Genomic DNA, 22,508 nt, shown 5'->3' with positions numbered 1-22,508 from the left:
GGCGCCGGCCGCCCCTTTGCCGCTACGCTCCTGTCCGGTACGGGAGGGGAGGGGCTGTGCGGACGAGACTCAACGGCTGGGACGAGGGCCCGGCGCCGGAGGGCGCGGACGGCGGCGGCCTGTTCGACCTGGCGGTCGACGGGGCGACGCTGACCGGGCTGGGGACCGAGGTGCGGGCCCTGGGCGACGGGCTGACCCGGGACGTCCTGCCCCGGCTGGCCGGGGACGCCGAGGAGACCGGCGCGGAGCTGGAGTCGGAGGCGGCGCTGCGGTCGGTGCTGAGCGCCTGGCGGGACCGGCTCGGCGACGTGGCGGCGGAGTGCGCCCGGCTGGACGAGGGCTTCACGGCCTCGGCCACTGGCTTCGCGGAGACCGAGGCCGGGGCACGGGCCGAACTCCAGCGGGCGGCCCCGTCCTGGGCCGACGAGCTGCTGACCGAGGACGGCGCCCGGTGATGACCGTGTCCCGGCTGCGGGACCTGCGCACCGACACCCTGACCGCGCGGGCCGCCGACTGGCACACGGCCGTCGAGTGGGGCGAGCACGGCCGGGCCCACGTGGACCGGCAGTTGCTGGCCCCGCTGCGGGAAAAACTGGTGGGCGAGACGGCGACGGCCGCCGAGACCCGGCTCCAGCTCATCGCGGACAACTGCGAGTACACGAGGCTGCAGACCGGCCTGGTCCACGCGGCGCTGCTGGGCCTGGCCGAAGAACTGGCGGAAGCCAAGGCCCGGCTGCGCACCGCCCTGGACGAGGCGGCGGCCCACGGCTACCCGGTGGACGACGCGGGCGCGGTCGGCTACCCCGAAACCCTCGCGGAGGACGGCAGCGTCCGCCAGGAGGCCGGCACGGCCACCCCCGCGGCCGGCCTGCTGGACCGCGCCCTGGACGGCCTGTCCCTGGTCTTCCCCGGCCACCGGGAGACGGCCCAGCAGCTGGCCAACACGATTGGCGCAGCACTCCAGCGGGCGACGGACACCGACACCCGCTACGCACGCACCCTGCGCGAACTGATCTGCGACCGCGGGATCGCCGTCACCGACGCGATGTGGCGGGACGCCCACGCGGACCTGACCACGGCGGCCACCTCGATCCTGGGCATCGCGGACGCGTCCGCCATCCCGTCCGGTGCGACCCCGGCGGAAAACGCCGCATGGTGGGCCGCCCTGACGGACGAGGAACAGGCGGCATACCTCTCCCTGCACCCCGCCGAAATCGGCACCCTGGACGGCCTCCCCACCACCACCCGCGACACGGCCAACCGCGCGGTCCTCCAGGTGGAGGAGGCCCGGCTGCGGGAGGAACTGGACGCGTTGCTGCGGGCGGAGCCGGAGAAGTACGCGTACAGCACGAGCCAGAAGGAAGGCGTGTCGGTCCGCACGGTCTCGGACGAGTGGGCCGAGTGGAATCAGCGGCGGGAACTACTCGCCGGTCAGCTGACCGGAATCGATGCCATCAACGAACGCTTCGCGATGACGGGCGAGAACAATCTTCCCGAGGCCTACCTTCTCGGCTTCGACACCGAAGGCCTCGGCCACGCCATCATCGCCAACGGAAACCCTGACACAGCCGATCACACCGCGGTGTACGTACCGGGGACGACATCGCGGCTCTCGGAGTCCGAGGGTGACATCAGGAGAATGACGGACCTGTGGCGCACTACTGAGACATTGGGTGGAGGCGAGGTATCCACCATCACCTGGATCGGCTATGACGCCCCGCAGAGTATCGTCCCCGAGGCGGCGAAACGGAGCTTCGCCGAGGCGGGAGCACCGCTGTTCAACAGCTTTGCCACTGGCCTTCAAGTCGCGCAAGGCGGTGCGGAGGCCAGTCACACCACCGTGATCGCCCACAGCTACGGAAGTACGGTCGTGGGGGTCGCCTCACAGCAGGAGCAGCTTGCGGTCGACGACATCATCGTTGCCGGAAGTCCAGGGATGACGGTGAATCACGCGAGGGAACTCGGGGTCGGGGAGGACCATGTATGGTCCTTGGGTTCCTTCAGCGACCCGGTTCCGATTCTGGGGGCGCCCGCCCACGGCCGCTGGGAGTTCGAGCTCTATGGCGAAGGGTTGTTCGGCATGCCGATGGGCCCGCACTTCAGGCCCATCGTGCCGACCATGAATGAGTTTGGGGGGAACCACATGCAATCCGACGCGCTGGGAGTGCACAGCGGGTATTGGAATGAGGGCTCGGTCGACCTGCACAACCAGGCGTCCGTCGTCGTCGGCCAGTACGACGAGGTGTTCCTGAAGTGATGTCGTCGCAAAGGCGATCACCACAGGGGAAGGTGATCGCTGCCATGACCATTATCGCGTCGCTGGCTACGGGGTGTTCATCGGTGCTGGGATCGAACAGCGGGAAGCTGGACTACACGCCCGCCGTCAAGTCCGTGGAAGACGCCCGAGCTGAGGCCAGGGACATCTCCAGTCAGTTGTTCGACATCGCTTCCGTGCGGGGAGAGACATCGGAGCCGGGGCCGGGTGTCACCACGTGCGAGGCCGATCCCGACATGGAGCGGCTGTACACGATGCATCACCCCTGGTCCATCTCCGGTGTCTCGCGGGACGTCCTGCGCGAGGGCATGGAACGGCTCAGGGAACAACTGCCACAAGAGGGATGGGAGATCATCGAGGAAGGAGAGGCGAACAACGCCAACCGTTCCCCCGTCATTCTCTTCGAGAACCGGGATGTCGAGTACGCGGCTCACGTCATGCTCAGGGGCAAGACGGACGATGACTCCATGCTGCACGTCACCGTGGTCTCCGCCTGCTTCAGTACCCCGGAGGGGGAGAGCCCCAAGGGCTCCTACTGACCGGGCCCGCTCCGCCGTCGGCGGAGCGGGCCCGGGCTGTCCGGCGTCAGCGGTCGATTTCTTCGAAGAGGGATTCCCAGCGGTCCAGGATGCGCGGCAGGTCCAGGCCCGAGACGTGGGTGCGGGCTGCCGCGCCGTAGTGGTGGCGGCGGGGGGTGTCGCGCATCAGGGCGGTGAGGGCCTGGGCGAAGGCGTCGGTGTTGCCCGGGGGGACCAGGGTGCCGGTGTGGCCGTCCCTGATCAATTCTCTGACGCCGGCCGACAGGTCGAAGCTCACCGTGGGGACCCCGCACGCCGCCGCTTCGGCGACCGCCATCGGGCGGCCTTCGCGGTCGCTGGTGAGGGCGAGCAGGGACAGTTCGCGGTAGGCCGCCGCCATGTCGCCGACGCTGCCCCGGAAGTGGACCCGCTCGGCGACCCCGCGCGAGCGGGCGTGCTCGGCCAGGGTGTCCCGCAGCGGGCCGTCGCCGAACAGGTGCAGTTCCCAGTCCCGCTCGCCGGTGTCCGCGAACGCGTCGATCAGCCGGTCGAGGCGTTTGACCGGCTCCAGCCGGCCCACCGCCCCGATGCGGCGGGTGTCCAGCCGGGCGGCCGGGCCGGGGCTGAACGGCAGCGGATTGGGGATGGTGGCGGCGTTGGGCAGCCGGTCGCGGCGGAAGCGCGCGGCGTCGCCCTCGCTCAGGAAGACCGACTTCTCCAGCTCCGGGTAGTGGCGCAGGATCAGCCGCAGGTTGGCGGAGGCGCGGGCCTGTTCGTACGACTCGTGGTACTGGCCGACGCCCTTCAGGTGGGGCCGGCGTACCGCGCGCAGCCAGTCGGCGGCCCACGGGGAGCCGATGATCACGTAGCCGTGGGGGACGTCCGCGAAGCGGGCGTTCAGTTTCTCGACCGCCGCCTCGCGGTGTTCGGCGCGGGCGCGCTGTTCCCTGATGCGGGAGGGGTTGAGCCGTTCGGCGAAGGTGGCGGGCCGCCAGGGGCGCGGGGAGGGTTCGGGGTAGAGGGTGGTGTGCCGGTAGCCGGGGTCGGCGACGTAGGTGTGCGGTTCGGGGCTCGGCCGGATGCCGACGAGTTCGACGCGGTGTCCGCGCCCGGCGAAGCCCTGGGCGAGGGTGTGCAGGACGCGCTGGGAGCCGCCCATGGAGTCGACGTCGATGCCGACGAGGAAGACGTTGCGGTGTTTCATCTCAGAGCATCCCCTCGAAGAAGCGTTCCACTACGGCCCAGCTGGCGCCGCCGGTCTCGTAGGTGGTGAACCGCTGCTGGAAGGCGGCGTACCGGTCGGCGTGCTCCTTCTGCACCCGGTCCAGGTCGCTGATCGCCTCGATGACCTCGCCGGTCTCGGTCAGGACCGGTCCCGGGGCGATCTCGTGCAGGTCGTAGTAGGTGCCGCGCGCGCTGTTGCGGTAGTGCTCGTAGTCGTCGGCGAACAGCAGGATCGGCCGGCCCAGGTTGGCGTAGTCGAACATCAGCGACGAGTAGTCCGTCAGCAGCGCGTCCGAGGCGAGCAGCAGATCGTTGATGTCGGGGAAGCCGCGCCCGTCGCGTACCACCGGGGCGACCTCGCGCGGCACCTCGAACCGTTCGTAGTAGTGCGGGCGCACCACCACCGTCCAGTCGCGGCCGATGCCGGTGGCGAGCCGCTGGAGGTCCACCCGGATCGAGTCGCCGGTGCCGCGCGCGCCGTCGCGGAACGTCGGCGCGTACAGCAGGACCTTGTGCCCGTCCGGGATCTGGAGCCGTACCCGGGCGGCCTGGGCCCGGTCCCTGGCCTCGACCTCGCGCCAGCGCACCAGCACGTCGTTGCGCGGCAGGCCGCAGCGCAGGAGTTCGCCGGTGTAGCCGTTGGCGCGTACGAAGGTGCGTTCGAACTCCTCGCTGGGGGCGATGAGCAGGTCCCAGCGGGCGACGGCGTCCCGGTGCTGCTGCTGGCGTTCGGGGGTGCCGAACCGCAGGTCGGGGATGTCGAAGCCCATGTGTTTGAACGCCTGGCCGTGCCAGGTCTGGAGGTAGCGGGTGCCGCGCGGTTTGCCGTACGCGGTGGGGAAGCCGTGCGAGTCGACCCAGTAGCGGGCGCGGGCCAGGGTGCGGACGTACTCCCAGCTGCCGCGCCGCACCAGGGGGACGCCGGGCGGGAAGCCGGCCGGGTCGCCCGCGTACGCCCATACGGCGTTGAGGGGGAGGCCGCGCCGGACCAGTTCCTCGTAGATGTAGCGCGGGCTGTCGGCGTAGCCGCGCCCTTCGAGGGCTTCGAAGATCACCAGGTCGCGGTCGCGGGGGAGGCGTTTGAGTTCCTGGTAGGTGAGGGCTTTGAGGCGCGGGCCGGAGAGCCGGCGGCCCAGGCGGGCGGTTTTCGCGCGGACCGGGCCGAGGCGGGGTGCGACGGCTTCGGCGCCGGCGAGCAGTCCGGAGCGGGACCAGGTGAGTTCGAGGCGTCCGGCGCCGCGTTCCTCGGGGGCGACGGTGATGGCGTGGCCGGCGAGTCGGGTGCGGCGGGCGGGCAGATCGGTGGGGGCGAGCAGCGTGTCGGTGCGGCGCAGGCCGAGGCGCTCCAGGGCGATCACCGGGTGGCGGCGGCCCTTGAAGCCCTTGGCGGCGAGCGGCACCTTGCGCAGGTCCACCTCCAGTTCGGCCTCGTAGCGGTCGGGCCCTGCCGGGACGTAGCCGAAGGGGACGCGCAGGGGTTCGCCGGCGGCGGCCAGCCACAGGGCGGCGGTGATGCCGTCGGGGTCGGCGAGCAGCCGGGCCGGGTCGTAGGTGCGCAGGCCGAGCCGGAGCCGGGGGCCGTCGGTGGTGACCCGGGTGAGTTCGTGCCGGATGGGGCGGGAGGTGAAGGGCTGGTCCGCCATGCGCCACTCGGTGATGTCGAGTTCGGCGAGGGCGGCGGGGTCGTCGGGCAGGTGGTCGCCCCAGTACGTGCGCTCCCCGTCGCGGACGACGGCGCGCGGCGCGAGCAGGGGGCGCCCGAGGGCGCGGGCGGCGGTGCGGGCGTCCTCGACGCGCCCGGCGGTGAGGAGGTACTGGCACACGCGCTGTTCGCGGGGGAGGCCGGTGCGGGCCTCCTCGGTGATGCCGCTCTCCAGGTAGGGGCCGACCACGCCGGTGAACTCGCGGATCCAGTCGTCGTCGCGGAACGGCAGGTCGCCGAGGTAGAGCCGCAGGTCGTGGCGGAGGAACTTGGCGTCCTTGGCGGGGCGCAGTGCGATGTTGCCGCTCTCGGTGAGGAAGGCGTCGATGAGCCGGGCGGCGTGCACGCGGTCGCGGACGTTGGCCATCTTGTGGCGGCTGGAGGAGATGGAGAGCTGGCCGGGGTCGTGGGCGAGGTACCAGGTGTAGACGGGCCAGGGCACGACGGCGAACCGGTCGGCGAGGGTGAACGCCTTGGCGGTGAACAGCTGGTCCTCGTAGTGCATGCCGGCCGGGAAGCGGAGCCGGTGGCGGGCGATGAACGCGGCGCGGTACAGCTTGTTGGTGGACAGGTGGTCGGTGAAGAACTCGGGCGCCTGGCCGATGCCGTCCACCACGCGGACGTCGCTGTCGAAGAGTTCCGGGTACCACAGGCCGGTGGCGCCGGTGTCCTCGTGGACGCGGGTGACCTCGCCGGTGACGAAGTCGGCGCCGGTGGTCTCGGCGGTCAGCAGCAGCGACTTGCAGGCGTGCCGGGGCAGTTCGTCGTCGCTGTCGAGGAACATCAGGTACGGGGCGCGGGCGGCGTCGATGCCGGCGTTGCGCGGGGCGCTGCAGCCGCCGCTGTTCTCCGGGAGCCGGATGACGCGCACCCGGGGGTCGCCGGCGGCGAGCCCGGCGGCGACCTCGGGGGTGTCGTCGGTGGAGCAGTCGTCGGCGATGATCACCTCCAGGTTGTTGAGGGTCTGGCGCAGTACGGAGTGCACGGCGCGGGGCAGCCGGCGGGCGTCGTTGTAGGCGATGACGACGACCGTGACGTCGGGCGTCAGCGGTGTGTCGGTCATGGGGTTCCGCCTCCTCGGTGGGGGGTGAGCGGTTCGATGCGGTCCACGTGGTAGAAGCCGGCGACGCAGCGCGCGGCCCAGTCGCCGGCGGCGTTCTTCGCCATGAAGGGCTCGGTGAGCCCGGCGATGTGCAGGGGCTGGTAGCCGACGGTAGTGGCGCCGGCGGCGGTTTCGGCGCGGATGCGGGCGTCCTGGGCGTCCCAGGCGGCGGCGCGGGCGCGGGTCTCGGAGGTGAGCGCCCGTACCTCGGGGAGGAGCCCGGCCAGGGCGGCGAGGGTGGCGGCGGTGGTGAGCAGGGCCGCCACGGTACGGGTACGGGGCCGCCGCAGCCGGGTGGCGAGCGCCTGGCCGGCGAGCAGGCCGTAGAGGCAGAGGGCGAGCAGCAGCGGGAGCAGGAAGCTGTTCCAGGTGCGGTAGTACGTCCAGCCGCTCGGCCCGTAGCCGACGCGGAGGGCGGCGACGACGGCGAGGGAGGCGAGGGCGACCGCCAGGGCCGGGGCGGCGAGGGCGAGCCGGCCGGGGAGGGCGACCCGGCCCGCGTCGGCACCGGGCCCGTGGGTGGCGGCGGTGGCCGCGGTGGCGGCGGGCGGCGGGTCGGGGGCGGCGAGCGGGGGCAGCGCCAGCGGGGCGGTGCGCAGGGCCAGGCCCAGGAGCAGCCCGGCGGTGGCGGCGCCGAGCCAGACCCAGGAGCCGGCCGAGCCGGCGATCCACTCCCACACCCGGAGCCAGTCGCGGACGGTGGCGGTGAGTTCGGTGGTGGAGAACGGGTCGCCGGGCGGCGGGTGGACGCGGCGCCGGGCGCGCGCCCCGGGTGAGGTGTACAGCAGCGCGAGCCCGGCGGCCAGGCCGAGGCAGCCGGCGGTGCACCAGGCGAGGACGTACCGGCCGTCCCGGGTACGGCGCCGGGGCAGGGCGGCGAGCGCGGCCAGGGCGGCGAGAACGCCGGCGGCGGCGGAGAACGCCTCGCTGAGGGTGCCGAGGAAGACCCCGGCGGCCAGGGCGCAGGCGATGGCGGTGCGGCGGGCGCGCCGGCCGCGCCGCTGCGCCCAGAGCGCTGCGTTGACGAGCCAGAGGCCGATGATGGCGGGCAGGGTGTGGGAGATGGTGGCGGGCGCCCACAGCAGGGTCTGGTACGGCAGCGGGGAGGCGTACACCAGCAGGGCGGGCAGCACGAGGGCGGCGGCGACGAGGGCGGGCAGCGGCGCCTCGCGGCCGGTGCGGACGGTCAGGGTGCGGCCGAGGACGACGAGTCCGCCGGTGAGGGCGAGCAGCAGGAGGGTGGGCAGGAGCTGGGGGCCGAGGAGCCCGGCGGTGTAGGTGACCCCGTTGAGGAAGGCGTTGGCCACCCGGCCGTTCTGGGTGGTGTAGAAGTCCCAGGTGATGCCGTGGATGCCCAGTTCCCGGGTTTTCCAGGCGGCGCACCAGTCGTCGGAGGTGGGGCGTACGTACCGGCCGAGGGCGGCGCTCACGACGAGCAGCGCGCCGGCTGCGGCGCCCACCGCGAGGGCGGGGCGGCGGCGCGTTGCGGCGGTGCGCGGTGTCACCCGGACGCCCTCCTCTGCATGTCGTAAATGGGATCAAATAGGTGCATTGCACCATACTGAGGCACGCCGGGCTGTCCACGGCAGCGCGGACCCCGCGCGTTGTGCCGGACCTGCGGGACATCCGAGAAGGGGAGCTGCCGCATGAGGCTGTCCGTCGTCGTCCCCTGCTACAACGAAGAGGCCGTCATCGACCGCTTCGACCAGCAACTGCGCGCCAGCCTGGACCGCCTCGGCGTCGGCTACGAGCTGTGCTACGTGGACGACGGCAGCGCCGACAACACCCTCACCCGGCTGCGCGCGCTGCGCGTCGAACACCCGGCGAACACCCGGTACCTCTCCTTCAGCCGCAACTTCGGCAAGGAGGCCGCGATGCTCGCCGGCCTGCGCGCCGCCCGCGGGGACGCGGTGGTCCTGATGGACGCCGACCTCCAGCACCGCCCCGAGCTGATCGGGCGCATGCTCGAACTCCACCGCCAGGGGCACGACCAGGTGGTGGCCAAGCGCGACCGCTCCTGCGACAAGGCGGTGCGCGGACTGCTCTCCCGGCTGTACTACCGGGCCGTCAACCGGTGGGTGGACGTGCCGCTGGCCAGCGGGGTCGGCGACTTCCGGCTGCTGTCGCGGGCGGCGGTGGACGCGCTGCTGGCCCTGCCGGAGAGCAACCGCTTCTCCAAGGGGTTGTTCTCGTGGATCGGCTTCGACACCGTCACCTTCGACTGCCGGGACGCGGAACGGGAGGGCGGCGGGGGCAGCCGGTGGCGGTTCCGCTCGCTGCTCGACTACGGCATGGACGGGCTGATCTCGTTCAACAACCGCCCGCTGCGGCTCGCCATCCACACTGGTCTCGCCCTGGCGGCGCTGGCCGGGGCGTACGCCGCGTGGGTGGTCGTCACGGCGCTGACCGGCGGGGTCTCGGTGCCCGGGTACGTCACGCTGGTCGCCATCATCGCCGGACTCGGCGGGCTCCAGATGCTGATGCTCGGGCTGATCGGCGAGTACATCGGGCGGATCTACTACGAGACCAAGCGCCGGCCGCACTATCTGGTGAAGGAGACGGGCGAGGTCGGCGCCGCCCCGGGGACGGCCGCCCCGGGGTCGGGTACGGGGAGGGGCGCGGATCCGGGAACGGGCGCGGGTACGGATCCGGGTACCGGTACGGGCGCGGGTCCGGCGGCGGTGCCGGCCGAGGACCTGGAGCCGTGAGAAGGCCCGACGCGGACCGGCTGGCGCAGTTCGGCCGGTTCGCCCTCATCGGTGTCGTCAACACCGGCACCTTCTACCTCTGCTACCTCCCACTGCACCGCTGGCTGCCGTACTTCCCGGCCTTCACCCTCGCCTACCTCGCCAGCATGGTCGGCTCCTTCTTCCTCAACACCTACTTCACCTACCGCACCCGCCCCAGCTGGCGGAAGTTCGCGTTCTTCCCGCTCACCCAGCTCACCAACTACCTCGCGCAGAGCGCCGGGCTGTATCTGCTGGTCAGCGGCGCCGGGCTGAACAGCACCACCGCCCCGCTGCTGGCCGCCGCCGGTGCCGTGCCCGTCACGTATCTGGTGTCCCGGCGCATCCTGCTGCCCCGTCCCCGGGAGGGGACCGCGCCCTGAGCCGGCCCGGCCTGCGTTCCCGCCGGCGCTACTGCCGGCTCTTGGGCCGGGCGCGGACGTGCATGCGTTCGCCCTGGGCGCCGAAGAGGCTCAGCACCTCGACCGGACGCTCGGTGGCGCTGCCGAACCAGTGCGGCAGCCGGGTGTCGAACTCGGCCGCCTCCCCCTCGCCCAGTTCCAGGTCCCGGTCGGCGAGCAGCAGCCGCAGCCGCCCGGACAGGACGTACAGCCACTCGTAGCCCTCATGCGTGCGCTGTTCGGGGGCGGGCTGCCCCGCCGGCTCGGGCGGGATGATCATCTTGTACGCCTGGATCGGCCCGGGCCGGCCGCTCAGCGGCAGCACGGTACGTCCGCCCTGGATCCGGCGCGGGGCGAGCCGCACCCGGGGGTCACCGACCGGCGGGGCGCCGACCAGTTCGTCCAGCGGCACCTGGAACGCCTTGGCCAGCGGCAGCAGCAGTTCGAGCGAGGGCCGTCGCTGCCCCGACTCCAGCCGGGACAGAGTGCTGGTGGAGATCCCGGTGACCTCCGACAGCGCCGCCAGCGTCACCCCCCGCTCCTGCCGCACCCGCCGCAACCGCGCGCCGACCTCGGCCAGGACCTCCGTGAACTCCATACCGGCCAGCCCACCACGCCGTCCCGCTCATGGCAAACGGCGCTTGCCGGGAACGGCAGGCGCGGGGTCGGGAGCGGTGAACGTCTCCAGGTTCGCCGGGACGCCCACCCCCGTCCAGGTGAAGGGGATGCCGTGGGCCTGGGCGGGGTCGGGGTGGTCCATCAGCTGGAAGTGGACGTGCGGCTCGGAGGAGTTGCCGGTGTTGCCGCACTCCGCCACGGTCTGGCCGGCCGTCACGCGGTCGCCCGCGCGCACCCGCAGCGAGCCCTTCCGCAGATGCGCGTACAGCGCGTACGTGCCGTTCCCCAGGTCCAGGACCAGCTGGTTGCCGATGACCCGGCGCGCGCTGACCAGATCGCGGAAGAGGCCCTCGAACAGCAGATAGGGCAGCGCGGGCCAGGAGTTGCGGCTGCGGTGGTCGCGCTGGGTGTCCCGGGCGGAGACCACCGTGCCGTCGGCCACCGCGAGCAGCGGGGCGCCGAACGCCGGGAAGGCGCGCGCCGGCCGGGAGAGCGGCCACCAGCCGAAGGCGGGCCGCGAACCGTCCGCCGGCTCGGCGGCGATGTCGATGGCGTGGCTCTGCCCGTACTGGTACGTCCCGTGGCTGGGCACCTTGTCCGCCGGGCTGTTGAGGGCCAGCCAGCGTCCGGTCACCGGCGCCGCCACCTCCACCGCGGGCGGCGGGGTGTGGCGGCGGGGCGCGCGGGTGCTGAGGTACTGGGAGGTTACCGCCACCAGCAGGAACGCCCACGGCAGGAACACCGGGATGCCGTGAACGACCTCCAGGGCGGCCAGGGCGACGAATATCCAGAAGCAGACGCGGTACGTGCTCATGCGGGGCTCTCAGCTCGGTGATCGGGTGGTGGCCAGGGCCACCAGCAGGGGGATGACGCGGGTGGCCGGGATCTCGTGGCGGCCCCGGCCGGTGGTGTGCAGCCAGCCGGCCGCGCTCAGCTGGCGCAGATGGTGGTAGATCTGGCCGGTGGTGCCCAGCCCTTCCAGGGCGGCCAGTTCGGCGACGGTGCGCCGGCCGTGTGCGATCTCGCGCAGCAGCCGCATCCGCACCGGGTGCCCCAGCGCCGCGAACGACTCGGCCGCCTGCTCCCAGTCGATCGCCAGCAGATCCTCGGTGGTCAGCCCGTACTGCCACTCGTACGCCTCGTCGGTGGGCAGCCGCGCCGCCCCGGTGAACAGCACGCCGCCGGGCCCGTCCGGCGCCAGCTGCTTCTTCAGGCCCTCCAGGGCCCAGAACCCGGCGCCGCCGCCCTCCAGGGCCGCCATCCGGCGCTCCAGGGCGGCGACCCTGGCTTCCAGTTCCTCACTCATACCCCCGGACTCTACATTTACGTAATTACCGAGTAAACCGCCAGCCCGCCCAGGCCGAGCTGATCATCTCCCGCACCCCGCGCCGCGCACTCCACCCCAGCTGCTTGGCCGCCGCGTCCGTCCGCGCCACCACCCACGCCGGATCGCCCGCCCGGCGCGCCGCCACCTGCGGGATCAGCGCCTCGTGATGGGTCAGCCGGCCGATCTCGGTGGCCATCTCCCGGACCGATACGCCCTCCCCGCGCCCGATGTTCAGCGTCAGATCGCCCGCGAACGGCTGCTCCGCCAGCGCCCGCGCCGCCGCCACATGGGCCTGCGCCAGATCCTCGACATGAATGTAATCCCGTACACAGGTGCCGTCCGGCGTCGGATAGTCGTCCCCGAAGATCAGCGGCGGCAGCCCGGCGTCCAGCCGCTCGAACACCATCGGGATCAGATTGGCCACCGAGGTGTCCCCCAGCTCCGGCGCGGCCGCGCCCGCCACATTGAAGTACCGCAGACAGGCCGTGGAGATCCCGTGCGCCCGCCCCGCCGCCCGCACCAGCCACTCGCCGATCAGCTTGGTCTCGCCGTACGGGCTGATCGGCGCGCACACGGTGTCCTCGGTCACCGGACGGCCGTCCGCCGGCGTCCCGTACACGGACGCCGAGGAGGAGAAGACGAACGTCTCGATCCGCGCCCCGCGCACCGCCTCCAGCAGGATCTGCAACCCGTGCACGTTCTCCCGGTAGTAGCGCAGCGGCTGCGTCATCGACTCCGCCACCCGCTTCTTCGCCGCCAGATGGATCACCCCGCCCACCTCGTGGCGGGCGATCGTCTGGTCCAGCAGCACCCGGTCCAGCGTGCTGCCCTCCACCAGCGGCACCCCCTCCGGCACCCGGGCCCGTACCCCCGTGGACAGATCGTCGTACACCACCGGCCGCTCGCCCGCCGCCAGCAGGGCGCGCACCACATGCGCGCCGATGTAGCCCGCGCCGCCGGTGATCAGAAACGTCGTCATCCGAACTCCTCCAGTCAGGTTCTGAGCAGACGTTGCAGTCGGGCCGCGGCCACCCCGGTCGCGCCGCGCACGCCCGGCGCGGTGCGCACCGCGAGCGCGCCGTGCCCCGTGGTGTACGGCTGCACCAGCAGCAGCCCGTGCCGCCGGCTGGGCAGTACGGTACGGCGCGGCGCAGGCCCCACCGGCCGGACGCCGGCGACCACGGTCCGGCCCCTGGCACACCGGACCACCGCCCGCACGTCCCACACCGACAGGCCGCCCCCGGAGGCGGGCAGCGCCGCCAGGTCCAGCCGCGGGACGGCGACCCAGCCCGACCCGTCCGGGAACAGCGCCACGCTGCGCCGCTGCCCGACCCGCCCCGTCGCCCGGTCGCGCAGCTCGACGTCCACCCCGTAGACGCCGGCCGCCGCCAGCCGCCCGTACAGCTCGTGGACGCGCAGCCGCAGCACGGGGCACGCGCCGGGGCCGGCGAGTGCGCCGTCCACCGTCAGCGGCAGCGCCTCCACCGGCAGGCCGTCCAGGCCGTCGAGGGTGACGCCGGGCAGGTCGGCGGACCAGACCGGCCGCCCGCCGGCGGTTGCGGGCGGCGGCAGCAGCCGGGGCGGGTCGGCGGTCAGCGCCGCCATCCTGGCCGGGTCGCGCGGGAGAGGGGAGGCCAGCAGGACGGCGGCCAGCCAGCGGTGCGGGGGGCGGGCCGCCGCCACCTCGGCCGGGTCGAACGCGGCGAGATGGGCCCGGGTGAGAGACCACCACCAGCGCTGGAACGCGGCGCCGCGCGCGGGCAGCTCCCGTACGTACAGCGGCAGATCGTGGTCGAGGAACTTGGTGCGGGCCGCCCGCGCCAGCCGCTCCGCTCCCGCCGCGCGCAGCGCCTCGACGGCCTGCCGGTGTGCTTCGAGCCGGCCGGCCCAGTGCGCGATGCGGCCCCGGTCGAGGGAGATGGACAGCGCGGCGGAGTGGCGGCGTACCTGCCACACGTACACCGGGTCGGGGACGACGGCCAGGCGGGGGGCGGCGGCCAGGACGCGGGCGGTGAAGACGAAGTCCTCGTAGGGGAAGCGGCCTTCGGGGAAGGTGATCTGGTGGGCGCGCAGGAACGCGCGCTCGTACAGCTTGTTGACGCACAGCGTGTCGTGCACCAGCTCCGGGTGCTCGCGCGGCAGCTCGTGGACGGCGGGCGCGGCGTACAGGGCGGGCTGCCAGGGGCGTTCGGTACCGGCCGGCAGTTCGCGGCGCACGCACAGACCGGCGGTGACGGGCGCCCGGTGGCGGGTGGCGGCGGCCAGCAGGGCGGCGGCGGCACCGGGCGGCAGGACGTCGTCGCTGTCCAGGAACATCACGTACCGGCCGCGCGCCGCCGTCAGACCGGTGTTGCGGGGGGTGCCGCAGCCGCCGCTGTTCACGGCGTGGCGCAGCAGCCGCAGCCGGGGTTCGCGGGCGGCCAGCCGTTCCAGGACGGTGGCGGTGGCGTCGGTGGAGGCGTCGTCGACGGCGACGACCTCGCCGACCGCCGGGCCCTGGTCGAGCGCGGAGCGGACGGCGTCGGCGACGTGGGCGGCGTCGTTGTAGGCGATGACGACGACGCTGATGGAGCGGGAGGTCATGAGGCGGGCACCGGGTCGGTGGCGGGGTCGTGCGCCCGGCGGGCGCCGGGCGGTGTGACGGCGGGCAGCCCGTGGCCGTCCAGGAAGACCTCGCGGACGACGCGTTCGGCGGCGCGGCCGTCGTCGCGCGGGCTGAACGCGGCCCGGAACACGGCCCGCAGCCGGGCCCCGTGCGCGTCCCACAGCCCGGCGGCGGGGTCGGTGAACAGGGCGTGCAGCTCGTCCTCGGTGCGGGTGACCGGCCCGGGCGGGCAGTCCGGCAGTTCCAGGCAGACGCCCCGCGCGGTGCGGTAGTCGGCCCAGTCGGCGGCGTGGACGACGATCGGCCGGTCCAGCAGGACGTACTCGAAGATCACCGGGTGGTAGTCGGTGAGCAGCACATCGGCGGCCAGACAGAGCGTCATCAGGTCGGGGTGACCGGCGGCGGGCACCTCGCGGACGCCGGGCGCCGGGTGGCCGAGCGGGGCACGGCTGAGCAGCAGATGGCCGGGCCCGAGGCGGGCGGCGAGGCCGGCCACGTCCAGGTGCGGGATGCCGGGCCCTGGCTCGTACGGGCGGGACGCCGGGACGTACAGCACGGTGAGTACCCCGTCCGGGACGCCGAGCGCGGCGCGTGCGGCGCGGACGTCCTCGGGGCCGGCGGTGAGCAGCCGGTCGGCCTGCGGGGAGCCGTACTCCAGCAGGGTGTACGGGCCGGGGTGGGCGCGGCGGGCGGCGCGGGTGGCGTGCGGGCCGGTGGACAGGGCGGTGGTCCAGCAGCCGGTCTGCCGGTCGTCCGGGGTGGGCGGGGTGGGCGGGAGGGCGATGGGGGTGCCGCGGTGGGTCTGGAGCCGGTGCTGGTCCGCGCGCGGGTGGTCCGGGACGGGCGCGGGGAAGGGGGCGTCGCTGACGAGATAGCGGGCGCGGGCCAGGGCGCGGGCGGCGGCCGGGGAGTCCGGGTGGAGGCGGCGGGGGCCCTCGGGGAGGTGGCGGGCGTGCTCGGGCCCGGCGATCCAGACGGTGCGCAGGTGCGGGGCGAGGGCGCGGACCCGGCTCTCCAGCGCTGCGGGGTGGCCGGCGTAGCCGCCGGTGGCGGGGAGGAACACGGCGAGGTCGGTGAGCAGGGGTCGGTGCAGATGCAGCCGGTAGTACAGCCGCAGTGCTGCGGCGCGCAGCCACCGGCCGTACGTCCGCAGGCGGGGCGCGAGCGCCCGGGCGGCGCGCCGGGTGGTGAGCCGGGCGCGGGCGGCGAAGGCGGCGCCGGCGCGCAGCCAGCGGGCGGGCGCGGGGCGGGCGCGGTGCCGGCCGTCGGTGAGCGGGGTGGCGCCGGAGGTGGCGCGGTGCCGGGCACCGAGCGCGGCGGCATGCCGGAAGAACTCGGCGCGGGCGGCGGGCGGGAGCAGCCCCGACCGCTGGTGGAGGCGGGTGAGGTCGGCGAGCATCCGCTGGTAGAGCGGGGCGCGCCAGCGGGCGGGGAGGGGCTGGGCGAACAGCCGGTCGTACTGGCGCAGCAGGTCGAGATGCGCGCGCCCGGTGGGGCGGTGGGCGGGCGCCGGCGACGGGGCGCGGCGGACGCAGCTCCGGTCGAGGACGGCGATCGAGCCGGCGGCGGTCAGGGCGCGCTGGCTGAACGGCAGATCCGCGTAGTGGCCGGGCGGGAAGCGCAGGCCGAGGCGGTCGATGAGGTCGCGGCGGTGGGCGCGGGCGTGAACGGCGGGGTCGAGCCACAGCAGCCCGGGGCGGTCGGCGAGGGTCATCACCTCGGGGGGCTGTTCGCTGTACAGACCGGTGTCGGGGTCGGTCGCGGTGTCGCGGAACAGCAGCAGCTGGGGGTCGCCGGTGGCGCGCAGCCGGGCGTCGATGGCCGGGAGGGCGCCGGGGGCGAGGGTGTCGGCGGCGTCGAGGAAGAGGACGTACGCGCCGCGTGCCCGGTCGAGTCCGGCGTTGCGGGCGGCGCCCGGGCCGACCGGACAGGGCAGCCGCAGCCGCACCAGCCGCCGGTCGGCCGCCGCGTAGCCGCGCAGGACGGCGTCGGCCTCGCTGTCGGCGGGGTCGTCGACGGCGATGAGTTCGAGGCCGGCGAAGCGCTGGCCGAGCACGGAGGTGAGGGCGGCGTGCAGGTGCTCGGCGGGGGCCCGGTGGACGGTCATGATGACGCTGAAGCGGGGCATGGCACCACATCCACCGGACGAGGGAGCAATACACGGACCATCCGACAATCCCTCAAGTGGCGAGGGTTTTGGGGGAGGGCGCCCGGGATGTCGCCCCCGACTCCGTCCGTTCGGAGCAACCCGGACGTCTGGGGGCGCCTGCGGGGCGGCGGGAGAAGGCGGTGCCATGGGGCGTGGAGCTGCCGGGCGGGGGTGGGGGCGCCACCAGGCCGGTACGGGGGTCCGCGCGCCGACCTGGGAACGGACGGTCAGGTCAGCGGGGCAGGACCCATTCCCTCCTGGCGTCGCCGTCACCGCGCGACAGGGTGTGCAGGCCGTCGCTGTCCACACGGAGCCGGTAGGCACCGGGGGCGGGGCGGCCGGCCCGGTCCCATTCGGCGAGGCGCTGAATGCGGTCGGAGGCGAGGTTGGCCAGCGGGCCGTCCTGCTGGACGGTCACCGCCTCATTCTCCAGGGTCATGCGGGCCCACGACCGGGAGGCGGGGTGGGCGAGGCAGTAGGTGCGATGGCCGTTCTCGTCGGTGAGCTGCAACGCGAAAACGTCGGGCTCGTTGAGATGTACCTCCTGTGGGTGGCCGAAGAGCACTTGCCGCATGAAGTCATGCGGATCACCGATCCCCAAGGGAAGGGGGATCACGGACCGGTTCCCACCTGTGGACCTCACCAGATCGACGTAGCCCAGGGGCGACTCAGCCGGCTCGTCCGGTGAGGAACGGGCATCCATGAATCCGTAAGCCTCCTCCAGGAAAGTCCCCTCGGCCCCGCCGTCCGCAGTCCTCCTCAGGCAGGCGACTCCGGCGCCGATGTTCACCACGATGGGAGCTCCCGGGGCGGTTCCGCGCAGCCACTCGGTGGGGATCCGGCGGACCGCACAGGTGGCGAGGATCCCGTTGTAGGCGCTGGTCCCGGGAAGTTCACTGCGACCGTCCCCGGTCACGATGGTCGGCTGGTACCCGAGGTCGGCCAGACGTTCCCGGGCGGTCGCGGTGAGTTCCGGGTCGATGTCGATGCTGGTCACGTTGTCGGCGCCGAGCCGGTGGCACAGCAGGGCCAGGTTGTAGCCGGTCCCCGTGCCGACCTCCAGCGCGCGGTCGCCGCTGCGTACCGGAAATTTCTCCAGCATCAAGGCCATCAGGGACGGCATGGTGGAGGAGCTGATGCCCTGTCCGTTCGGGTCCCACCTCGTGACAAGAGAGTCATCGGTGTAGACGGTGTCCAGGAAGTCGGCGTCCTGCGGCTCGTAGAGCTTCTCCTCCCCTCCTTCCAGACGACGCCAGAAACGCGGGGTGAAGACCTCCCTCGGCGTCTCCTCGAAGGCGGAGATCCACTCGGGGCTGTGGAGGGCGCCGCAGGAGACGAGTTCCTGCGTCAGCCGGTGTCGTGCGGGTTGTGATGCTGCGAAGCCACGAGTCGTGGCGGTGTCCGTCATGACATTCTTCCTTCCAGGAGATCGGCGATCGCGCGGGCGATGGGTTGGGCCAGCTCGGGTATGAACCCGTACTGGCCGTTGGGGTTGACGTCCACGAGATGCCAGGTGTCGTCGTGGTCAACGAGGAAGTCCAGCGCGGCGTATCGCAGATCGAAGGCCGACATGAGGCGCTGGACGCCGCAGCGGATGTCATCCGGCACGGTGCACACCCGGTAGGTGAGCGCGTCGTAGTCACGGCGGAAGTCGATGCGGGACTCGTCAGAGTGGGCGTGGATCTCACCGGCGAACAAGTGCCCCCCGACAACAGTCAGCCGGACCTCGTGTTTTTTTGGGATCCACTGCTGGAACGTGTGGGCGGTGAAGGCGATGTCGTCCGTGAGGTCATCCGGCCCCAGCGGCGGGCTCGTCCACACGGCGGCCTTCTCCCCGTTGAACACCCGCTGACCCGGTGGGGCGATCGGCTTGTACACGGCCGTTCTGTTCGGCAGGGATGCGACAAATGCTCGCGCTTCGCGGGGGTCGTTCGTGATGAGGGTGGCGGGGATACGGAGTCCGCTCCGTGCGGCAGTGGCCAGGGCTCGCGGCTTTGAGTCCGCGATGACGTTGTGCCGGGGGTGGTTGACCCATCGGCAGCGCATCGACTGCACGATGCCGGTGAACGCGGCCCGCGCCTCCGACCGTGCCCACCTGGCGTCATCGTCGGAGAGGGCGGGATCGACCTCGTGCGGACTGGGGCGGCGGTAGTACACCGCCGTGACATCGCCGAGGGCCAGCTCCCGGTGCTGACCGCGCCAGCCGCCGGTCCAGTCGTGGTGCTCGGGACCGATACGGCCCGAGAGCATGACCTGCCGGGGAAAGTCTCCTGGGTCGATCCGATGTACGGGGACTCCCCGCTGGTTCAGCTCGTGGACGACAAGATCGGCCGGGCTCTCCACCAACTGGCGGGTCAGCACCAGGACCGTCATTCCCTACTCCTCCTCTTCCGGCGCGTCCACGTCGCTGTCCGAAACGGCGTCGTCGAACCACTGCATGTCGCGCCTGGTTGCCCCGGCGTCGGTGGCATACGTGGTGCCGGTGGCGGCGGCCGTAACGAGCGGTACGCCGTCGTCCGTCAGAGCGAGCTGCTGCTCGGGACAGTAGGTGGTCTGCGGGACGGACATAGTGTTCTCGGGGGTGATCGGCCTCGCCGTGCGAAGGCCGAACGGGCGCTGATGAGGCCCATCCCCTTCAACACGGGCGGGTGTGAGCGCGGTGCTCATGCTGCGTCTCCTTCTGTTTGCTGAGATCTCCGGTTCTTCGATGGGTGGTTCAGCGGATGGTCCACCAGGTGTGCAGGAGGCTGGCGGCCATTGCGGTGATGCCCAGGAGGGTGATCGTGTGGAAGGCCCGGTCGGTGGTGGTCGGGCGGGCGGAAGCGGCGGACGGCAGTCGGGAGTCGCCGCTGGCGTACCGGGTGGGGCCGTACGGCCCGGGAGCCTCGCCCCGAACAAACTGCGCCAGCCGGCCGAGGCAGGTGGCGCAGGCCCGTACGGGCCGGGAACGGCCGTAGGCCACCACGGATCCCGCCCAGACCACCGGTACGTCCTCGGTCTGGCACATCGAGCAGGTGCCGGTCCGGGACCAGCCGGTGAACTCCTCGGCGACCAGCCAGGCCAGGGGAGTGGGAGCGGTCATGAGGCCGGGTCCTCGGAGTCGGATGGCCGGGGGAGGGAGGCGTGTTCCTGTGCTGGTGCGCTCTCCCTGACGGTCCGGGTCACCCGTACGACCCTGCCGGTGCTCAGCGTCAGCTTCCCGCCGTGGATGAAGTGGATCCGTCGCCCGTTGTGCAGGACGGTCACCGACTCGACCCGCTCCGTCCGGCCGCCCACCTCGATGAAGTCCCATGCCTGCACCTGGTGCAACGCCACATCGAGCGTCACCTGGACCCACTGCGGTTCGTCATGGCGCATGGCAGCCTCCGGAGAGGTCGCAGCTGAACCAGACGATCTTCCCGCGCCCGCGCCGGGTGCGCTCGCAGCCGAAACGGGTGGCCATCTCCCGCAGCATCCACAGCCCCCGGCCGTCCTCCGCGTCCCAGTCGGGCGCCGCGCCGATGACCGGTATCCGGACCGAGCGGTCGAAGACCTGCACGGTCACCTCGCTGCCGATGAGCACGATCCGCAGATAGCAGCGCGGCTGGTCCCCGACATGGCGCAGAACATTCGAGAGGAGTTCGCTCACGCCCAGCCGCACCAGTTCAACGGCGTCCCGGCTGCCACCCCAGGCCCGCACCACGTCGGCCGCTTCCTGCCGCCACCACTCGATGCACCTGGCATCCGCCGTTAAGGACTGCCCGTAAACCCTCTCGCTGTGGGCAACCAACACCGGATTCCTCATCACACCTCCAGCCGGTAGTGATCAATGTCCGTGGCTGATGGGGTTCTCGCAGCCGGACGTCTGCTCAGTGAACGGCGTGCGGGGGCGGAGTGGCAGGAAAACCAGCAGACGTGTGCCAGACCGGCAACCGGAAATTTCCGGCTGCGTTGATTCGCCGCGCACGAAGCCGGAGGGCTACCGTGAGGTTGTGGAGGTCAATGACACTCTCAGGGTGCGCATGGCTGAGGTCGGCCTGACTCAAACGGGATTGGCCGACTCCGTGAACGCTGCTCTTCAGCGTGCGGGGTATGAGGGCACCGTAAGCGACCGTACCGTCCGTAATTGGCTCACCGGAAAAACCCGATGGCCGCACCGGCGACAACGGGAGGCTCTGGAGGAGGTTTTCGACTGTCCCATCATCCGCCTGGGATTCGCGCAGCGTGACGGGTCGCAGGCCCCGCCGGAGGTTGATCCCATGCTGCGTCGCCGCTTCATCAGTGTCTCTGCTGGCGCTGCCCTGTCCGCGACATCGTCTCCAGCTCGTGCGGCGCGATCGCATGTCGGTATGAGCGACGTGGAGCGCCTTCTCGCAAAGTTCGCGGTCATCATCGCCAGCGATCACCGCTACGGTGGCAAGCTCACCATCGAGAACCAGGCTTCGGCTCTTGCGGGAGAGGCGCTGGCATTGCAGGGCAGAGGCACCGCGAGCCAGCGGGTGCGTAACGCTCTCTATGGATGCGCCGCATCATTCACCTCAAGCGCGATGTGGGCTGCCATTGACGGGCGTCGCTTCGCTGCCGCACAACGCCACTTCGACCGGGCGTCCAGTCTCGCCGCGATGTCGGGTGATGGCGGCATTCAGTTCCGCATCTGGTCGCACGCCGGAAGTCTCTACCGCCATATGGACCGCCCATCCGACGCGCTGGCCGCGAACGACGTGGCCCGATCTCTCTCCATCACCAGGCGCGATCCCATGTTCGCCTCTCTGGGACACGCGCGACACGCAGCGATTCACGGACTCACAGGCGATCACCGCGCAGTGCGCCAATCACTCGCACACGCGCAGGAAGCCCTCATCAAGGCTGATGCCGAGGCCCAGCGTCCCATGTGGATAAGCGCCTTCTACGATCAGGCAGAACTGGAAAGTCTTGCCCTCGCGGCGTACCTCGCTCTCGGCGACTACGAGAAGGCCGAAGCCCATGCTCACCGCAGTCTTGCGGCGCTACGGCCCACCATGCAGCGCAGTGAAGCGATCGCCAAGGCACGGCTGGCGCAAGCCCAGCTCGGTCAAGGGGATCTCGAACCGGCGGTAGCGACTGCCATGTCGATCCCCAAGAATCCGGCCGGCCAGCACCCACGCATCGGCAATATGCTGCACAACTTCGGCAATGCCCTGCGCATCACCGCTCCCACGAGTCCGTTGACACAGGCCTGGGACGACTATGTCCACAGCAGCGAAGGGACAAGGTAATGAACTCCGGGGAGATCGAGCTCCGTCACGCGACCGCGATCGACGCCGTGTGGAACATGCTCATCGATGTCTACGCCGAAGTCCGCTCCGACCGTCTCCATGAGCCTCATTACTCGGTGGAGCGCTACGGGGAACGACTGGCACGTCATGCTTCTGAGCCTGGCTGGGAGGCGGTGATCGGATTCCATGGAACCGAGCCCATCGGATACGCCTACCTCAACACCCTTCAGCCGGATGACCGCTGGTGGAGGCGCATGACCACGCCGCTTCCAGCCGGATGCACCGATATCCCCACCGTCGCGGTCAAGGAAATCATGCTGCGCACGCCCTGGCGTGGTATCGGAGCCGCGCGCCGCATCCACGACGAGCTTCTCGCGGCACGCCCCGAGGAACAAGCCACGCTCCTCGTCAACCCGCTCGCCGGAGACGGCAAGGTCAAGGCGCTCTACGAGGCCTGGGGGTACCGGGAAATCAGTGTGCAGCAACCCTCGCTCGACGGGCCCGTCCTCACCGCCATGCTTCGCCGCATCCGTGAACCCTCGTCGACCGAAGGTTCACACGTGAGCGGGCAACAGGACTTGCTGCTGCCCTGAGTTGACCCATGCGCAAGGGGGCCGCCCCGGCCGG

General features: G+C 72.1%; 22 protein-coding genes. 7 read left to right on the top strand and 15 right to left on the bottom strand.

Features of this window, described 5'->3' with window-relative positions; all coding sequences use genetic code 11:
• Positions 1 to 56 precede the first annotated feature (56 nt).
• Genes BM385_RS19025 through BM385_RS19015 form a run of 3 tightly spaced genes read left to right on the top strand, consistent with a single transcriptional unit; the run spans position 57 to position 2,814 of the window.
• Positions 57 to 455 carry a hypothetical protein gene (locus tag BM385_RS19025; RefSeq protein ID WP_019435197.1) on the top strand — a complete coding sequence of 133 codons (399 nt, stop codon included), beginning with the start codon at positions 57 to 59 and terminating at the stop codon, positions 453 to 455.
• Positions 455 to 2,257, top strand: coding sequence for an alpha/beta hydrolase (locus BM385_RS19020; RefSeq protein ID WP_139275204.1), 1,803 nt, complete (start codon positions 455 to 457; stop codon positions 2,255 to 2,257). The genes BM385_RS19025 and BM385_RS19020 overlap by 1 nt, the downstream gene beginning before the upstream one ends.
• Before the next feature lie 44 nt (positions 2,258 to 2,301).
• A complete protein-coding gene (locus BM385_RS19015; RefSeq protein ID WP_093843793.1) occupies positions 2,302 to 2,814 on the top strand; it encodes a hypothetical protein in 513 nt (170 codons plus the stop codon).
• Positions 2,815 to 2,860: 46 nt separating this feature from the next.
• On the opposite strand, the gene BM385_RS19010 is transcribed toward BM385_RS19015, so the two are convergent.
• From BM385_RS19010 to BM385_RS19000, 3 genes are read right to left on the bottom strand one after another with little or no spacing between them, the layout of a single operon-like run.
• Positions 2,861 to 3,997, bottom strand: a complete 1,137-nt coding sequence (locus tag BM385_RS19010; RefSeq protein ID WP_093843792.1) for a glycosyltransferase — start codon at positions 3,995 to 3,997, stop codon at positions 2,861 to 2,863.
• A 1-nt stretch (position 3,998) separates the two neighbouring features.
• Positions 3,999 to 6,782, bottom strand: coding sequence for a bifunctional glycosyltransferase/CDP-glycerol:glycerophosphate glycerophosphotransferase (locus BM385_RS19005; protein WP_093843791.1), 2,784 nt, complete (start codon positions 6,780 to 6,782; stop codon positions 3,999 to 4,001).
• Positions 6,779 to 8,326 (bottom strand): DUF6056 family protein, encoded by a 1,548-nt coding sequence (locus BM385_RS19000; RefSeq protein WP_093843790.1) that lies wholly within the window; start codon positions 8,324 to 8,326, stop codon positions 6,779 to 6,781. Before BM385_RS19000 ends, BM385_RS19005 begins: the two co-directional genes overlap by 4 nt.
• Positions 8,327 to 8,467: 141 nt before the next feature.
• On the opposite strand from BM385_RS19000, the gene BM385_RS18995 reads away from it, so the two are divergent.
• Together BM385_RS18995 and BM385_RS18990 are read left to right on the top strand one after the other, a co-directional pair.
• Entirely contained in the window at positions 8,468 to 9,529 is a 1,062-nt protein-coding gene (locus BM385_RS18995; RefSeq protein ID WP_019435203.1) for a glycosyltransferase family 2 protein, read from the top strand.
• On the top strand, positions 9,526 to 9,930 hold the full coding sequence (locus BM385_RS18990; RefSeq protein WP_019435204.1) for a GtrA family protein: 405 nt from the start codon (positions 9,526 to 9,528) through the stop codon (positions 9,928 to 9,930). The genes BM385_RS18995 and BM385_RS18990 overlap by 4 nt, the downstream gene beginning before the upstream one ends.
• 28 nt (positions 9,931 to 9,958) lie before the next feature.
• Here the strand turns inward: BM385_RS18990 and BM385_RS18985 are convergent, their stop codons facing one another.
• From BM385_RS18985 to BM385_RS18930, 12 genes are all read right to left on the bottom strand, one after another.
• Positions 9,959 to 10,546 (bottom strand): helix-turn-helix domain-containing protein, encoded by a 588-nt coding sequence (locus BM385_RS18985; RefSeq protein ID WP_019435205.1) that lies wholly within the window; start codon positions 10,544 to 10,546, stop codon positions 9,959 to 9,961.
• 27 nt (positions 10,547 to 10,573) lie between these two features.
• A complete protein-coding gene (locus BM385_RS18980) occupies positions 10,574 to 11,380 on the bottom strand; it encodes a M23 family metallopeptidase (RefSeq protein WP_093843789.1) in 807 nt (268 codons plus the stop codon).
• A 9-nt stretch (positions 11,381 to 11,389) separates the two neighbouring features.
• Positions 11,390 to 11,872 (bottom strand): ArsR/SmtB family transcription factor, encoded by a 483-nt coding sequence (locus tag BM385_RS18975; protein WP_093843788.1) that lies wholly within the window; start codon positions 11,870 to 11,872, stop codon positions 11,390 to 11,392.
• A 25-nt stretch (positions 11,873 to 11,897) separates the two neighbouring features.
• Positions 11,898 to 12,872 (bottom strand): UDP-glucose 4-epimerase GalE, encoded by a 975-nt coding sequence (gene galE, locus BM385_RS18970; protein ID WP_019435209.1) that lies wholly within the window; start codon positions 12,870 to 12,872, stop codon positions 11,898 to 11,900.
• 14 nt (positions 12,873 to 12,886) lie between these two features.
• Positions 12,887 to 14,476, bottom strand: a complete 1,590-nt coding sequence (locus BM385_RS18965) for a glycosyltransferase family 2 protein (protein WP_093843787.1) — start codon at positions 14,474 to 14,476, stop codon at positions 12,887 to 12,889.
• Entirely contained in the window at positions 14,473 to 16,626 is a 2,154-nt protein-coding gene (locus tag BM385_RS28265; RefSeq protein WP_175543038.1) for a bifunctional glycosyltransferase/CDP-glycerol:glycerophosphate glycerophosphotransferase, read from the bottom strand. The genes BM385_RS18965 and BM385_RS28265 overlap by 4 nt, the downstream gene beginning before the upstream one ends.
• Before the next feature lie 253 nt (positions 16,627 to 16,879).
• Positions 16,880 to 18,055, bottom strand: coding sequence for a methyltransferase domain-containing protein (locus tag BM385_RS18955; RefSeq protein WP_093843785.1), 1,176 nt, complete (start codon positions 18,053 to 18,055; stop codon positions 16,880 to 16,882).
• Positions 18,052 to 19,020: an ATP-grasp ribosomal peptide maturase gene (gene tgmB, locus BM385_RS18950; RefSeq protein WP_093843784.1), complete on the bottom strand. Its 969-nt coding sequence runs from the start codon at positions 19,018 to 19,020 to the stop codon at positions 18,052 to 18,054. The genes BM385_RS18955 and tgmB overlap by 4 nt, the downstream gene beginning before the upstream one ends.
• A 3-nt stretch (positions 19,021 to 19,023) precedes the next feature.
• Positions 19,024 to 19,314, bottom strand: coding sequence for a putative ATP-grasp-modified RiPP (gene tgmA, locus BM385_RS18945; RefSeq protein WP_093843783.1), 291 nt, complete (start codon positions 19,312 to 19,314; stop codon positions 19,024 to 19,026).
• Between the two features lie 49 nt (positions 19,315 to 19,363).
• Complete coding sequence (locus tag BM385_RS18940; protein ID WP_093843782.1) at positions 19,364 to 19,729, bottom strand: hypothetical protein; 366 nt, start codon at positions 19,727 to 19,729, stop codon at positions 19,364 to 19,366.
• On the bottom strand, positions 19,726 to 20,004 hold the full coding sequence (locus BM385_RS18935; protein WP_093843781.1) for a hypothetical protein: 279 nt from the start codon (positions 20,002 to 20,004) through the stop codon (positions 19,726 to 19,728). Before BM385_RS18935 ends, BM385_RS18940 begins: the two co-directional genes overlap by 4 nt.
• Positions 19,994 to 20,431 (bottom strand): ATP-binding protein, encoded by a 438-nt coding sequence (locus tag BM385_RS18930; RefSeq protein ID WP_093843780.1) that lies wholly within the window; start codon positions 20,429 to 20,431, stop codon positions 19,994 to 19,996. Before BM385_RS18930 ends, BM385_RS18935 begins: the two co-directional genes overlap by 11 nt.
• 37 nt (positions 20,432 to 20,468) lie before the next feature.
• Here BM385_RS18930 and BM385_RS28485 point away from each other — a divergent pair, with 37 nt between their 5' ends.
• Together BM385_RS28485 and BM385_RS18920 are read left to right on the top strand one after the other, a co-directional pair.
• Positions 20,469 to 21,881, top strand: a complete 1,413-nt coding sequence (locus BM385_RS28485) for an NsdA family TPR-like regulatory protein (protein WP_496560006.1) — start codon at positions 20,469 to 20,471, stop codon at positions 21,879 to 21,881.
• Positions 21,881 to 22,474, top strand: coding sequence for a GNAT family N-acetyltransferase (locus BM385_RS18920; protein ID WP_093843778.1), 594 nt, complete (start codon positions 21,881 to 21,883; stop codon positions 22,472 to 22,474). Before BM385_RS28485 ends, BM385_RS18920 begins: the two co-directional genes overlap by 1 nt.
• Positions 22,475 to 22,508 lie beyond the last annotated feature (34 nt).

Origin of the sequence: Streptomyces harbinensis (assembly GCF_900116145.1) — a bacterium.
GTDB classification, from domain to species: Bacteria; Actinomycetota; Actinomycetes; order Streptomycetales; family Streptomycetaceae; genus Streptomyces; species Streptomyces carpaticus.
This window is presented reverse-complemented; position numbering and strand designations above follow the sequence as displayed.